Source organism: Streptomyces celluloflavus (assembly GCA_000720995.1).
GTDB classification, from domain to species: domain Bacteria; phylum Actinomycetota; class Actinomycetes; order Streptomycetales; family Streptomycetaceae; genus Streptomyces; species Streptomyces celluloflavus.
This window is the reverse complement of the sequence record JOEL01000013.1, coordinates 20,556-33,791: the sequence shown is the minus strand read 5'-3', so window position 1 is coordinate 33,791 and position 13,236 is coordinate 20,556. Positions and strand designations below refer to the sequence as shown.

At 69.4% G+C, this 13,236-nt stretch carries 12 protein-coding genes and 1 pseudogene; 5 read left to right on the top strand and 8 right to left on the bottom strand.

The genetic code is table 11. The features are described 5' to 3' along the window. Positions 1-6: 6 nt before the first annotated feature. The 5 genes and pseudogenes from IH09_RS14225 to IH09_RS37110 all read right to left on the bottom strand — a co-directional run bounded on the left by IH09_RS14225 (position 7) and on the right by IH09_RS37110 (position 5,660). The gene (locus IH09_RS14225; RefSeq protein WP_052856598.1) at positions 7-396 is read right to left on the bottom strand and encodes a hypothetical protein; all 390 of its coding nucleotides are present in this window, start codon (positions 394-396) and stop codon (positions 7-9) included. An 848-nt stretch (positions 397-1,244) separates the two neighbouring features. After that, positions 1,245-1,688 carry a hypothetical protein gene (locus IH09_RS14220; RefSeq protein WP_052856597.1) on the bottom strand — a complete coding sequence of 148 codons (444 nt, stop codon included), beginning with the start codon at positions 1,686-1,688 and terminating at the stop codon, positions 1,245-1,247. 43 nt (positions 1,689-1,731) lie between these two features. Further along, positions 1,732-2,904 (bottom strand): site-specific integrase, encoded by a 1,173-nt coding sequence (locus tag IH09_RS14215; protein WP_052856596.1) that lies wholly within the window; start codon positions 2,902-2,904, stop codon positions 1,732-1,734. A 376-nt stretch (positions 2,905-3,280) separates the two neighbouring features. After that, positions 3,281-4,774: an alpha/beta fold hydrolase gene (locus IH09_RS14210; RefSeq protein WP_110952283.1), complete on the bottom strand. Its 1,494-nt coding sequence runs from the start codon at positions 4,772-4,774 to the stop codon at positions 3,281-3,283. A 166-nt stretch (positions 4,775-4,940) separates the two neighbouring features. Then, positions 4,941-5,660 (bottom strand): annotated as a pseudogene (locus tag IH09_RS37110) (IS6 family transposase). Between the two features lie 192 nt (positions 5,661-5,852). On the opposite strand from IH09_RS37110, the gene IH09_RS14195 reads away from it, so the two are divergent. The 3 genes from IH09_RS14195 to IH09_RS14185 all read left to right on the top strand — a co-directional run bounded on the left by IH09_RS14195 (position 5,853) and on the right by IH09_RS14185 (position 7,462). Further along, positions 5,853-6,356, top strand: a complete 504-nt coding sequence (locus IH09_RS14195; RefSeq protein WP_052856592.1) for a class I SAM-dependent methyltransferase — start codon at positions 5,853-5,855, stop codon at positions 6,354-6,356. Between the two features lie 115 nt (positions 6,357-6,471). After that, positions 6,472-7,047, top strand: coding sequence for an AAA family ATPase (locus IH09_RS14190; RefSeq protein ID WP_052856591.1), 576 nt, complete (start codon positions 6,472-6,474; stop codon positions 7,045-7,047). Positions 7,048-7,171: 124 nt separating this feature from the next. Continuing rightward, positions 7,172-7,462 (top strand): aldo/keto reductase, encoded by a 291-nt coding sequence (locus IH09_RS14185; protein WP_052856590.1) that lies wholly within the window; start codon positions 7,172-7,174, stop codon positions 7,460-7,462. Positions 7,463-7,829: 367 nt separating this feature from the next. On the opposite strand, the gene IH09_RS14180 is transcribed toward IH09_RS14185, so the two are convergent. Then, entirely contained in the window at positions 7,830-9,374 is a 1,545-nt protein-coding gene (locus IH09_RS14180; protein WP_052856589.1) for an FMN-binding glutamate synthase family protein, read from the bottom strand. 248 nt (positions 9,375-9,622) lie between these two features. Here IH09_RS14180 and IH09_RS39850 point away from each other — a divergent pair, with 248 nt between their 5' ends. Next, on the top strand, positions 9,623-10,396 hold the full coding sequence (locus IH09_RS39850; protein ID WP_205379754.1) for a hypothetical protein: 774 nt from the start codon (positions 9,623-9,625) through the stop codon (positions 10,394-10,396). A 400-nt stretch (positions 10,397-10,796) separates the two neighbouring features. Here IH09_RS39850 and IH09_RS14170 read toward each other — a convergent pair whose 3' ends face one another. Continuing rightward, positions 10,797-11,123, bottom strand: a complete 327-nt coding sequence (locus IH09_RS14170; protein WP_052856587.1) for a hypothetical protein — start codon at positions 11,121-11,123, stop codon at positions 10,797-10,799. Between the two features lie 494 nt (positions 11,124-11,617). On the opposite strand from IH09_RS14170, the gene IH09_RS14165 reads away from it, so the two are divergent. Beyond that, positions 11,618-12,058, top strand: a complete 441-nt coding sequence (locus IH09_RS14165) for a GntT/GntP/DsdX family permease (protein WP_052856586.1) — start codon at positions 11,618-11,620, stop codon at positions 12,056-12,058. Between the two features lie 111 nt (positions 12,059-12,169). Here the strand turns inward: IH09_RS14165 and IH09_RS14160 are convergent, their stop codons facing one another. After that, positions 12,170-13,195: a LacI family DNA-binding transcriptional regulator gene (locus tag IH09_RS14160; protein ID WP_052856585.1), complete on the bottom strand. Its 1,026-nt coding sequence runs from the start codon at positions 13,193-13,195 to the stop codon at positions 12,170-12,172. Positions 13,196-13,236 lie beyond the last annotated feature (41 nt).

Sequence of the window (13,236 nt, the reverse complement as noted above, 5' to 3'; positions counted from 1 at the left end):
CCCGGCCTATCCGCCGATGGTGATGTCACCGTTGAAGTCGCGTCCCTCGATGACGGTCTGCTGGCGGCCGCCGGAGACCGTGTTGTGGACGTCGCCGGAACCCGTCGTGCGTACGGTGGCGAGAGCCGGCGTCCGCTGCCAGGTGCCCAGGGCGTCGGCGAACGCGGGGTCCTGGCGGGCCCGTTCGGCCAAGGTGCGGGTCAAGTCAGCTGCCCGTGCGGTTCGTTCGGCGGTGTCCGCAGCATCGGTGAGCGCGTCCAGTTCGGGGGTCCCGGTGGGTTCCACCGGGGAGGGGCGGTGGACCAGGTCGCGCAGGGACGCCCAGAGTTGCTGGCCGGCGGCGCCCGCCGTGCCGGATGCCAGGGCCATCAGCAGTTCCGGCGCCATCGGTTCCATGGGTACCTCTTCTCGCTCGCCTGGGGGCTGTGGGTCGGGTGTCGAGTGTAGGGCCGACCCCCCGCTGAGTAGCGGCAGGTTCGGGTTCTGTCATGTGTAAGAAATCGTTCCTGCCCCTGAGCGGGCCCTCGCCTGCGCGTCTGGCTCCACGCCGGGTTGTCACCTCCTGCGCGGACGGCCCGGATACCCGGCGAGGCGGAGTGGGACGTCGTTCTTGAGTAGGGCCAGGCGAACTATGGCAAGAGAACCCGGCTTGAACAGGGACAAGCCGCTGACATCCTCCGCCGATTACTTATGACACGAGTGACGAAAGTCAGTGTCATCTTCATGCAGACCGGTACAGACGGCTGGCCACTGATCAAAAGCTGAGCCGGAGCGTGACGGTCACCGGCAGGTAGGCCCATTGGGCTGCGTCCCCCACGATGTAGGCCAGCAACAGGTCGTGGTGGCGATGGGGGGCGAGTGGGTGCGGGGATCGGTGCCATGGTTGGGCCGAATCCGCGATTTCGGAGCCCCTCGGCGCAATCACCGGCACGGGGGTCTATGGCACCCGTCCTTGGTGACCGAAAAGATGATTATGGCGTGAACGTCACCCGTACCGTCTGCTTCGACGGCCGGCTCCGCTGGTCACGGGGAGCCAGCTTCGGCGGTCACGGGAGCGAAGGCCGCGAGGAGGAGTACCCGCCTCCGCAGACCTGCCTGCGTCCTATCGTCGCCCCACCCAGGAAGGGGAAGCCGCTGGGCGGGGCGATGGCGTTCAGTGAGCAACAGCGCCCCGCGGTGTGTGGGAGGCACCGCGGGGCGCACACTCCCCTCGCAGCACTATCTGAAACCACCGCCGGAGCGAGCTACGGAGTGATAGAGGTGATGAAAACGTCGTAGAAGTCGATGGTCGCGGCGCCGTCGCTGACGTGACCGTTGTTCCTAACGACGATGTCGAGGAAGTGGCTCGTCGCAGGTCCAGGAAAGTCGATCTGACTCCGCGTGGCCATCTGTATCACCTCGGCAAACACGGTCCTTCCCGAGCTTGAGCCTGCCTGGACAGTGGCCGTGATCGCGGCGCCGCCGAGACGATCATCCGGGCCTACCGTGAAAAAGACCGTCCCGTCGGGCGGGATGGACTGTTGTTCTGGGTGGACCGAAAAGCATGTGACGTTGGCCATGATCGTTCTCCGTCCTGTGGTCGGAATCTGCTCGCTGACCTGGAGCCACGCGGGCGCCACGCCCAGCTCCAGGATCGGGCCATAGCCAGGCAGGTGCCACTCGACGTAGTGGCTGCTGCTCACGCTCACGGTCCGCCGCCTCGCTGCCCTGTCGGTCCCCAAGGTCGTAGCTCTACGGGGCGATGGGGCCGTTCTTCTTCTCCGGGTGTGCGGACAGGACGTAGCGGGTGGCGGCGAGGTGGGAAAGGCCGAAGAGCTCCATGAGGCGGACGGGGTCAGCGCTGTGTCGGGCTTCGTCGTAGATCCGGTCCATGCGCAGGGCGCCGGCCCGCAAGCCGAGCCGTTCGAAGGTCTTCTGGACCACGCCAGCGCTGATGGGCGGGCCGGAGTCGTCGACAGCGGTGTTGCGGGTGACGAAGAAGTGGGGGTTGGAGCTGTCGGGCCAGCGCCGGTGGCGTTGCAGTTCCCATGCCGTGGCGAGTCGCAGGGTGAAGGCATCGAGGTAGACGAGGTGGTCCATGCGCCCTGGCCGTCGCAATTGCAGGCGGCCCTTGCTCCGGTCGAGGTCGGTCCGCAGGAGGCGGACGAGTTGTCCGGGGAGGAGGGCGTAGACGGCGACGAGGGCGGCCATGAGCCGGTCGCAGGGGTCGTCGACTTTGTCGAGGAGTCCGGCGAGGCGGTCGGAGGGCAGCGCGGCGGGCAAAGGCCGGCTGACGGTGAGGGAGACGCCGCGGGCGGGGTCGCGGAAGATGAGGCGTTCGCGTTTGAGGGCCCTGAACAGGGAGCGCAGTGAGGTGTGCAGGCGGCGGGCCTGGTCTCCGGTGAGCGGGTCGAGGGCAGCCTCGATGTGTTTCTTGGTGATCTGGCGGGGGTCGGTGAGGCCGTCAGCCGTCCATGCTTCGAGAGTGGGCAGGACGGCGACCACGTAGTTCTCGACCGTCTTGGGGCTGCGGGGCCGGCTGGACGAGCTGCCCTGACCGAGGAGCACGTCGATGAACGCGTGCAGCGCGGCGGCGAAGGCCGGGTGGCTGACCGTGGAGGCGTGTTGCCGGGCGCGTGCGATGCAGGGATCGCTGGGCTGTTGGGCTTCGAGCAGGCCGCGCAGGCGGAGGTAGTTGACGACGCGGGGGCCGTGGAGGGTGGTGCGCATGGAGGCCAGGGCCCGGATGTCCGTCTCCTGGATGGGGACCTCGGCGCCGAGGTGTCCAGTGACGATGCGCGGGGTGCGGACGCTGCCGCTGAAGGAGTCGGTGTTCCATCCGCGGCCGCGCATGTAGGTGATGAAGTCGGCGACCAGGTCGGCGGCCGCGAGAACCCGGCTTGAACAGGGACAAGCCGCTGACATCCTCCGCCGATTACTTATGACACGAGTGACGAAAGTCAGTGTCATCTTCATGCAGACCGGTACTACGTGGGCCCTGGGGACCGTCACAGAGCCCTCGCGAGCCTTGCGCTGAGCCAAGGGAGCCGCGACGCCCCCGCTCGAAGGCGCTAGTCCTTCTCCTCCTTCTCCTCGCCCGGCTCGGCGACGTCCCCTGTCCAGCTCGACGGCCTCGGCGAATCCTGGATGACGCCGCGCCGGACGTGTGGGTGGTCAATCCGGAGACAGCCGTCACCGGTGACGGGGACTTCGCGCCCGGCAAGGGCGTCCACTACCGGATGAGCCCGGCCAACCCGCCGTGCCTGGCCGCGGCCCGGCCGGAGCCGCCGCGCCCTGGCGGTCAGCCCTGGGGTCGGGTGAGGTAGGTGTCGATGACCCACATCGCCTCTTCCGTTCCGCCCCTGCGGTAAAGCCAGTGGCCCACGACGTCCATCGTGAACAGGGACGCCTCGGGGAAGGAGCGCGCCATGCGTCGCGCACCCGGCAGGGGGGTCGCCAGATCATGGGCGGCGTTGACCACAAGCACGGGCGGTAGGTTGCCCCTTCCCCGGGCGGGCTGGGGCTTCGGCGGCATGCTCCAGCCCTGGCAGCCGAGGACGATGTCCAGTGCCTGGGCGTTGTAGCGAACGTGCGGGGCGGCCTTCGCGACTCTCTCCCGGATGGCCCGGTACTCGGCGTAGTCGCGGATCCGGAAGTCGTAGTCCTGGCACAGCACGAGCCGCGAGGCGAGTTCCGTGCCGGTGGGGGACCAGCGGACCTCGCCCTTTCCTGTGTACAGGGCGGCCAGTTGCCGTGCTGTTTCCTCCGGGCTTCCCTTGCCGAGAGCGAAGGTGAGGAAGTCGGCAAGCCTGTCGGCGTCGACCGCTGTCCGTGTCGGTCCGTTCGGGCCGGGCTCGCGGAGTGTGCCCGCGTCGGCGCGGGCGAACAGCGTGTCGGTGACGGCCGTCAGGTCCTTGCCGTTGAGTGCGCAGGCTGTGTCCTTCTCGCACCAGGCCGCGAGCCGTTTCAGGGTGTCGTCGATGGTGACACTGCCGTCGGTGAGGTACCGCTCGGCGTTCGGCCGGTCCGGGTCCATCGCGCTGTCGAGGGCCAGTGCGCGGAGCCTGCTGGGAAAGAGGCGGGCATAGCGTTCGCCGAGGAAGGTGCCGTAGGAGTGACCGAGGAAGCTGATCCGGCGTTCGCCGAGGGCGGCGCGGATCGCGTCCATGTCGCGGGCCACGCTCTCGCCGTCCATGTGGGCGGCGAGCGGGCCCGTCCGCTCCAGACAGCTGGCCGCCAACCTGCCGTTCAAAGTACGCAGGCGCTCGAACTCGGCCGCGTCGCGGGGGCGGGACGGGATCTGGCCGGTGATCGCCTCGTCGCAATCGGCGTTTCGGCTGCGACCGATGCCGCGCGGGTCGAAGCCGATCACGTCGAAGCGCTGGAGCATGGCGGGGGAGTAGCCGCTGACGGGGTCGTCCGCGTACAGCGCGTCGTCGGCCCCGGGCGTGCCGGGGCCGCCGGGGTTCGACATCAGGACCCCGATCCGTCCCGCGGGGTCGGTGGCCCGGTACCGCGCGACGAAGATGCCGGTCTTCGGCCCGTTCGGCTTCGCCCAGTCCAGCGGCACCTCGACCGTCGCGCACTGCGCCCTCGGGCTGGGGTCGGGATAAGGCGGCTCGGCCTTGGGGCAGGCACCCCAATGGATCGGCGGTACGGAGGCGGCGGGACCGTCCGACTGCTGAGCCGCCGCCACGCCGGGAGCAGCCAGGACGGCGGCGGAGGCTGACAGGGCCAGGAATATGGAGACGACCCGCCGTCCTGGCTTCGGGTTCACGCGCATGCTCGTGTTCATGCGCGCGACTGTCACGGTCCCGTGTGACGGCACTTTCAAGGAGACATGGTGGGAACGTAACAAGACTTCGTCATCATCGGTTTCCCCGGCGCTGTCACGTTGTTGGCCGTGTGGGTCTCTGACGGTGCGTCGGGGTGTAGTGGGGGCCGGGGTTTCGGGCTGGTGCTCAGGCTTCGGCGGGCTGGTCGGCGGCGCCGGTGGCCTGGTCCCGGCTCGCGAAGCGGATGGTCATCTCGGCTCGGTAGCCGGGGGCACTCATCAGGTGGCGGCGGGGCCGGAAGTGCGGTGAGATGCCACTGAACGCGGACAGGAACCGCTGGGCCCCGCCGGTACTGCGGAAGCCCTTCATCGCGCGTTCACGCTGCCTCGTCGGCTGATGACTGTTCTCGGCCCGGTTGTTCAGGCCCTTGTGTGAGCGGTACTCGACCGAGGGCATGACCTCGCGGTGGGCCGCGCCGTAGGAACGGAGCTTGTCGGTGACGATCACCCTCGGTACCGAACACGTCTTCTTCATGAGGCGGCGGAAGAACCGCCTGGCCGCAGCGGTGTCCCGCCGGTTCTGTACGAGGATGTCGAGCACGTTGCCGTCCTGGTCGACGGCCCGTCACAGGTACTTCTGCTCTCCGTTGATCTTGAGGAAGACCTCGTCCAGGTGCCACTTGTCCCCGGGCCGGGGCTGCCGGCGGCGCAGCGCGCCGGCGTAGGCCTGCCCGAACTTGGCGCACCAGCGGCGGACCGTCTCATAGGAGACGGCGACACCGCGCTCGAGCATCAGCTCCTCCACCTCGCGGAACGACAGCGGGAAGCGGAAGTACAGCCACACGCAGTGGGAGATCACCTCGACCGGGTACCGGTGCCCCTTGTGCGACGGCGGTGCGCTGTCCACGGACGACCCCTCCCAGCATGACCAACCAGAAGATCATCCCACCCGGTCAGTCAACGTGACAGTGCCCGGTGTGGGCCCCGGACACGACGTCCTGGACGCGGGATGCGGTGCCGGACGCATCGCGGTGCCGCTCACGGACGTGCTCACCGAAGGTTCCTGTCTCGGCTTCGACATCGTGCCGCACGCCGTCGAATGGTGCTCCCGCACGATCACTCCCCGCCATCCGAACTTCCGCTCGCCCACGTCGACATCCGCCAGGAGATCTACAATCCGCAAGGGACCCTCTCCGCGGCCGACTTCCGGTTCCCTGCCGACGGCGCGGCCTTCGACACCGCCGCGCTGGTGGGGCCCATCAGCCATCTCCGCCCGGCCGAGCTGGAGAACTACCTGGCGGAGTCCGCCCGGGTCCTGCGGCCCGGAGGGCAGTGCTTCGCCACGGCCTACCTGGTGGACGACACGGTCGCCGCGAACATCGCGCGCGGCACGACCGCCTTCGAGTTCACGCACGACCACGGTGACTACTACGTGCACTCCGAGGAGGAACCCACGTGCGCCATCGCCTACCGGCTGGAGCACATCCTGTCGGTGGCGGAACGGCACGGTCTGCGCATGCGCCGGGACCCCCGACCGGGTACCTGGGGTGTTTCCACACGACGTCCGGCCTCGATGGACCTGCTGGTCCTCGAACGCACCTGAGAGCCTGTCGGGTGACCTCTGATCGGGCGGACGAAGGTCACCCGACAGGCTCCGAGCCGACCGGGTGCCGCAATGGCACCCGCATCCCCGCACAGGAGAGGAAATCCATCCGTCCATGACCGACAGGACCAACCCCACCGCCGTCCCCGGCGACGGAAACCCCGGCGTCATCGTCATCTCGGGCATCTCCGCCGCAGGCAAGTCCACCGTCGCGCAGGCCCTCGCCGAGCGCCTGCCCCGTTCGGCGCACGTACGCGGCGACACGTTCCGCCGCATGGTCGTCAACGGTCAGGTGCACATGACCGCTGAGGCCCCGCCGGAGGCCGTCGCGCAGCTCCGTCTGCGGTACCGCCTGGCCGCCGCGTCGGCGGACGCCTACGTCGAGGCCGGGTTCACGGCCGTCCTCCAGGACATCCTCCTCGGCGAGCACTTGCTGGAGATCACCGAGATGATCAGAAGCCGTCCGCTTGCCGTGGTGATGCTGGCACCCGACCCGGACGTCGTGGCCCGGCGCGAGGAGAAGCGCTCCAAGACCGGCTACGGACCCGACTGGCAGCCCAAGGACCTGGACAAGGTGCTCCGGGACGGCACGCCCCGCATCGGGCTGTGGCTCGACACCTCCCACCAGACGGTCGACGAGACCGTCGACGAGATCCTCAAGCGCGCCTGGGGCGAGGGCGCCGTCTCCTGATCACGCCGACGGGCTCCCGTGGCGCCGCCCCGGGAGCCCGGTCCGGCCCTGTGACCCGCCCTGCCCGACATCCAAGGAAGGACACGCGTTGCGCACCCTACGGATCGGCCCCGGAGACGCTTCGGTGGGAGTCGTCGGCCTCGGCTGCATGGGCATGACCTATGCCTACGACCCCGCCGGCCGCGACGAGAACACCTCGGTCGCCGTGCTCCACCGCGCTCTCGACCTCGGCGCCGACCTCATCGACACCGCCGATGTCTACGGCCCCTGCACCAATGAGGAGTTGGTGGGCCGGGCGTTCGCCGACCAGTTTCCGAATGGGAGGCGATTCGGAGGGGAATTCCTGCGCTTGCTGCGCGAGGGTCCTCCGTGGCCGACACTCGACACAGTGACCAGGCGATTGGATGGTCTGTAGAAATCGCCGAAGGTCACGTGAAAGCGGCAAGGAGCCAAGCGACGAGACTGTCGCCGTTGCAACCCCATGCGCGCCGGCCTCGCTGCCGCGCTGAACTATGGCGCCGGTGCCAACAAACGTGGCAATTCATTACAGATGTCAAGAATCTTGGCCAGACGGTGCCACTAGCGTGGCCAGGCTGTTGGGAGCCTCAGGTCACACAGCCCGATTAGTGCCAACTATCGTCGCCCGGCACAATCTAACAGCCGCAGGCCGGCCTGGACGCATCGGTGTGCTGCTGCCCATACCATCACGTCCTGCCTGCCCACAGGCTGGTGCCCCCCTCGTGCTTCGCACGAGGGGGATGGCGTTTGTCGCTGTCGGCGCGTCAGACGGCCGGCTTCTGGGCGGGGGTTGGTTTGGTGGCGAGGAGTGCGGTGATCTCATCGGCGAGGTGCGGGCCGAGTTCGCCCCAGCCGTCCTTGTAGCCGTAGACGCCGGCCAGGGTGCGGGCCTCGTAGTCGCCGTTCATGATCTCGATGTCGTTGGCTGTGATGAGTGCGGGGTGGGCGACGCCGACGGCCGACGAGACCTTGATCAGCTCCCTGCGCAGGGTGCGCAGGTAGACCGCGGCCCGGGTGGCCTTCGAGGCCGGGTCGAGGCCGCGGGCCAGCCACGGGTTCTGGGTGGCGATGCCGGTGGGGCACTTGTCGGTGTGGCACTTCTGCGACTGGATGCAGCCGATCGACAGCATCGCCTCACGGGCCACGTTGATCATGTCGGCGCCCAGCGCGAACGCGACCGCGGCGTTCTCGGGCAGGCCGAGCTTGCCGGAGCCGATGAAGGTCAGGTCGTCGGTCAGCCCCAGTTCGGCGAACGTCCCGTAGACCCGGGAGAAGCCCATCCGGAACGGCAGCGCCACCGAGTCGGCGAACATCCGCGGTGCCGCCCCGGTGCCGCCCTCGCCACCGTCGATGGTCACGAAGTCGACACCGCGGTCGCCACGTGCCATCAGCGTGGCCAGCTCCTGCCAGAAGCCCATCTCTCCCACCGCGCTCTTGACCCCGACCGGCAGACCGGTCTCGGCGGCCAGCAGTTCGACGAAGTCGAGCATCGAGTCGACGTCGCTGAACGCGGTGTGCCGCGAGGGAGAGGCGCAGTCCTTGCCGACCGGGATGCCGCGGACCCCGGCGATCTCCTCGGTCACCTTTGCGCCCGGCAGCATTCCGCCCAGCCCCGGCTTGGCTCCCTGGGAGAGCTTGATCTCTATCGCCTTGACCGGGGCGCCGGCGACCACGTCCTTGAGCTTGTCGACGTTGAAGCTGCCGTCCTCGTTGCGGCAGCCGAAATATGCCGTACCGATCTGGAGGACGAGGTCGCCGCCGCCCCGGTGGTGCGGCGAGAGGCCGCCCTCGCCCGTGTTGTGCATCGTGCCCGCCAGTGCCGCCCCCTTGTTGAGCGCCGTGATGGCCGCACCGGAGAGCGATCCGAAGCTCATCGCGGAGATGTTCACCACGCTCGCCGGCCGAAACGCCTTGGCGCGCCCGCGCGGTCCGCCCAGCACCTTGGCCGAGGGCAGTGGGGCCTGCGGGTCTCGCGCGTCGGGCAGCGCGCCGGCGAATGTGCGCTGCTTCAGGTAGGCATGCCCCTGCACGTGCTCGACGTCGACTTCGGTTCCGAACCCGAAGTAGTTGTTCTCCTCCTTCGCCGACGCGTAGATCCAGCTGCGCTGGTCACGACTGAACGGGCGCTCCTCCTCGTTGGAGGTCACGATGTACTGCCGCAGCTCGGGCCCGATCGTCTCCAACAGGTACCGGGCGTGTCCGATCACCGGGAAGTTCCGCAGCAGTGCGTGCCTCTTCTGGATGAGGTCGCGGGCAGCCAGGAGCGCCACCGCTGTTGCGGCGGCCGCGCCGATCTTCCGGGGGTGCATGAACGTTCCTCCTCGGTGAGCGACTCCATCACCATGCGGTGGAGTCGTTGAGTCGTGTCGGGCGCTGGACGGCAGGCACACGACCAAGCGGGCATCAGCGTCCGTCGAAGAATAGGAGGCCGTGCGGACAGGCATGCGGCCAGGGGGCTGGTCTCGGCGTCGGGTGAAACTGACACCGAGACCTGTCGGGATTCGGCCCGAGTAGTACCGAGGCGATACCGCTGCCGGACGTTTCCGCCGATGCCGTGTTGGTCGGCAACGCCACGCAATGGTTCGACGTGGCCGTCGCGGGACCCGAGGTCGCCAGGGTCTCGCCTCCAGGGGCACCCTGGCCGGCCGCCGGGCCGGATCCGCGCCTTCCTCACCAGCAGACCGGAGACCGCCACCGCGAGTTCACCCTACCGATGCTGGCCGGGGTGCTGTTCGTCCGGCGACTGCGAAACAGGCGCAATCACCCAAACCAGGCCCACCCGCCCATCGACCACGGCAAGAGCCCGCTGCTCGACGCCGACCATGATGTCGTCCGCATCGCCGACGCGCTGCTGGGCAGCCCCCACATCCTGGGCGCCGACGCCGAACCTGGCGACGACACCGTGCGGTTCACCAGCGCGGCCGGCATCAACTACACGCTCACCCTTGAGGACGCGGAGCCCACCGACGACGACCTCCTGCCCGAGCCGGTCCTTACCGAGGCCCTCGCCGCGGCGATCCTCAACGCCCTGCACTTCGTCATCGCCACGCCGGACTCGCCGCACGAGGACACCATCACCGTCCACACCCGCAGCGGGGTGCGCCACCTCCTGGTTCTGGGCGTCGGCCGCACCGGCCCCGACCACGACCGGCAGCCCTCCACCCCGGCCGCCGACGTCGCCTACGCCGCCGACCGGCTCATCGTCAGCGACCCGAGCGACGCGGAACGCGCGACGGTCGAACTCCTCAACTACGTGGCGGCCACTGGGGACAAGCAGGACCTGCCGCTGCGCCAGCACGACCAGGCCGTCGTCCGCGCCCTCACCCGGTAGAAGGGGATCCATCCATGCCCGCATCCACGGCCACCCGGCACGCGTACCGTGAGGTGACGACCCGCCGGCAGGACCAGATGAGCGCGCAGCTCGACCACGCCCCCGTCACGCCGTACGCCCCCGCGCCCGGTGCGCCGGCCGAGATGGCCAACCTTCGCCGACCGCCACGGGCTCGACCCCACCCACCCCGCGCAGTGGGAGCCCGAGGCCCTGGACCCGGCCGAACTCCAACGCCTGGTCCTCGCCGCCGTCGCCCCGTACATCGACTGCGACGTACTCGCCCGCCAGACCGCCCGCGGGAAGAACAACGCCGCGCCCTGGCCGTTTTTCTGGACGGCTGGGGCGCGGCGGGCGGGACATCTGCCTGACCGGCAGCGGGGCCGTTCAGGGGGCGGGTTCTTCACCGGGTGCCGTCCATCGCCGAACGGCGCCGCTCCAGTCCGGTGCCGTGGAGGACCAGGAGGTGGCTGCCCGGAACAGCCGCGGTAGCCGTCATGGCGGACAGCAGCCCGTCAGCCAGCGCGGCGCCGTCCTCCTCCCTGAGTGGCAGGGCCCTTGATCCGTCAGGGCGCACCTGGTGGTGGGCTTCGTCGCTGCCAGCGACCATCAGGGTGAGGTACTGGGAGGACGTGCGCTCCCACTTGGCCTGCACGATGGTGTCCGCCCGCACCGTCCGGCTGCCAGAGACGATGCTCTGCGCCCGCACCCACACGTCCTGCATCCCCATAAGTCCCTGCTCTCCCGAACCGCGACTGCGCCGACGCCCCCGATTCTGCTGCGCCGGGATCACCGGGGGAGGGGACTTCGGGGAAGGTCGGCCGAGCGGGCCGGCACACGGCACGGGCCCAATCCTCCGAACGGAGCGGAAGGCCGGGCCCGGCTTGTACGCGTGGCCGGAGTCCGCCACGTGGCGCCCGCCGGGCTCACGGTCGGTCCCGTGTGCGCGGGGCGCCGGCCGGTGCGGTCGAGTCGGTCCTGAGTCAGTCTCCTCTCAACTTTGGGGGTTTGTGGTCAGTTGGTGCGGCGTCGGTGCCTGCTGACACCGAGGACGAGTCTCCCGGTGACCAGCAGCGCGCCGCTGATCCCGAGGAGGGTGAGTGCCTTCGCCCCCGTGGATGCCAGCCATCCGGAGGGCTGGTGGGCCGGCGGGACCGGTCCGGTTCCCGGGACGTACGGGGTGCCGGGCCCGTTCGGGGTGTTCGGTCCGGCGGGCTTGCCGCCATGATCGGGAAAATCCTCGAAGCCACCAAGGGCACCGAGAGCATCGCCACATGGCTCCTGGAGGCCCTCGGCGAACGCAGAGCCGCCGTCGCCCTGGGCATCACCGGCATGCTCTGCGGCATCGTCTTGTTCTTCGACGTCGCCGTCCTGCTGCGCGTCATGCTCGGCAGCACCACCGTGGCCACCATGACCGTGGCCGCGCTCGCCCTGGACATGGCCAAAGACCTCCACTGGACTCAGCCCCAGCTGGCTCTCCTGGTCCTGGCCATCGGCTCCGGTGGCATGTGTATGTCCCACTTCAACGACCCCGGGTTCTGGGTCCGGTCCCGCTACTTCGACATCGACGAAGGCACCATGCTGCGCACCTGGACTCCCTCCATCACCGTCGCCGGAACCACCAGCTTCCTGATGGTCTGCGCACTGAGCCTCTTCATCCGCTGAACCAGGCGGCCCGGCTCTGGGTGGCCAGGGCGTTCACCAGCTGGCCTGTAGCTGGCCGCCTGGCTCAAGAACCGGGTACCCGCCGGAGCAACGTTGCCGAGAGCGCCGCGTTCAGGCGGACAGGCGGGGCACCAGGCGCATATCGAGGACTTCGGTACGCGGGTCGGCGCCGTTGATCATTTCGAGTGCCAGTTGGGCGGCGATCCGGCCTTCCTCGACGAGGGGTTGCGCGATGGTGGTCAGGGGTGGGGACGCGCTTGCGGCGATGGCGTGGTCGTCGAAGCCGACTACGGCGACGTCCTCGGGCACGCGCCGCCCTGCGGCCTGGAGGGCGGCGAGGGCTCCGAGGGCGATGCGGTCCGACCCGGCGAGGATGGCGTCGATGCCGGGGTGTGCTACCAGCAGGCGGGCCGTCGTTGTGAGCCCGCCCGCACTGTCCCAGCGCGTGTGCACGACGCGTGCCGGGTCCAGCCGGGCCCCGAGCACCTCCTCGTAGCCTCGCAGCCGGTCACCGGTCGCCGGGTTGTCCGCGGGCCCCAGCACGGCGGCCACCTGGTGGCGGCCGGCCGTCGCCACCCGTTGTGCGGCGAGGCGGGCCCCGCGTACGTCGTCGGAGTAGACCGTGGAAAAGATCCCCTCGTACGGCGAGTCGACGAGCTGCCCGCACAGGACCACCGGCAGTCCGGCGCCGGCCAAGGAGCCCAGCAGATCGCTGCCCCGGTAGGGCGTGAGGTGGATGACCGCATCGACCGACCGGCGGCCGAAACTCCGCAGGGCCAGGGCGCGCTCCGACTCGCTGGACGCCTGAATGATGACCGGCAGGAAGCCGCTGCCCAACAGTCCTTCTGCCACACCGCGCAGCATCCTGCCGTAGGTCGGGTCGTCGAAGAGTTCGTCCAGCGGCTCGGTGATCAGGACGCCGACCGTCTCCGCGCGCCCGGTGGCCAGGGCACGGCCGCGTGCGTTCATCACGAAGCCGGTCCGCGTGATCGCCTCCTGCACGGTGCGCTTCGTCTCGGCCGTGACCAGGTCCGAGTCGTTGATCGCGCGGGAGACGGTCGCACGGGACACGCCCGCCTCGCGGGCGACGTCGGCGATCGTCACGGCGCGCGGGGCGCCGCGCCTGCCTTGTGGCATCAAAGACCTTTCCGCACGGGCACGATGCCTGCCCGTGGTCA

Coding starts and splice junctions, on each gene's coding strand:
- IH09_RS14225 (WP_052856598.1), bottom strand. CDS start 396: ATGGAACCGATGGCGCCGGAACTGCTGATGGCCCTGGCATCCGGCACG.
- IH09_RS14180 (WP_052856589.1), bottom strand. CDS start 9,374: ATGCACCCCCGGAAGATCGGCGCGGCCGCCGCAACAGCGGTGGCGCTC.
- IH09_RS14170 (WP_052856587.1), bottom strand. CDS start 11,123: ATGGGGATGCAGGACGTGTGGGTGCGGGCGCAGAGCATCGTCTCTGGC.
- IH09_RS14190 (WP_052856591.1), top strand. CDS start 6,472: ATGACCGACAGGACCAACCCCACCGCCGTCCCCGGCGACGGAAACCCC.
- IH09_RS14160 (WP_052856585.1), bottom strand. CDS start 13,195: ATGCCACAAGGCAGGCGCGGCGCCCCGCGCGCCGTGACGATCGCCGAC.
- IH09_RS14165 (WP_052856586.1), top strand. CDS start 11,618: ATGATCGGGAAAATCCTCGAAGCCACCAAGGGCACCGAGAGCATCGCC.
- IH09_RS14210 (WP_110952283.1), bottom strand. CDS start 4,774: ATGAACACGAGCATGCGCGTGAACCCGAAGCCAGGACGGCGGGTCGTC.
- IH09_RS14195 (WP_052856592.1), top strand. CDS start 5,853: ATGGTGCTCCCGCACGATCACTCCCCGCCATCCGAACTTCCGCTCGCC.
- IH09_RS14215 (WP_052856596.1), bottom strand. CDS start 2,904: ATGTCAGCGGCTTGTCCCTGTTCAAGCCGGGTTCTCGCGGCCGCCGAC.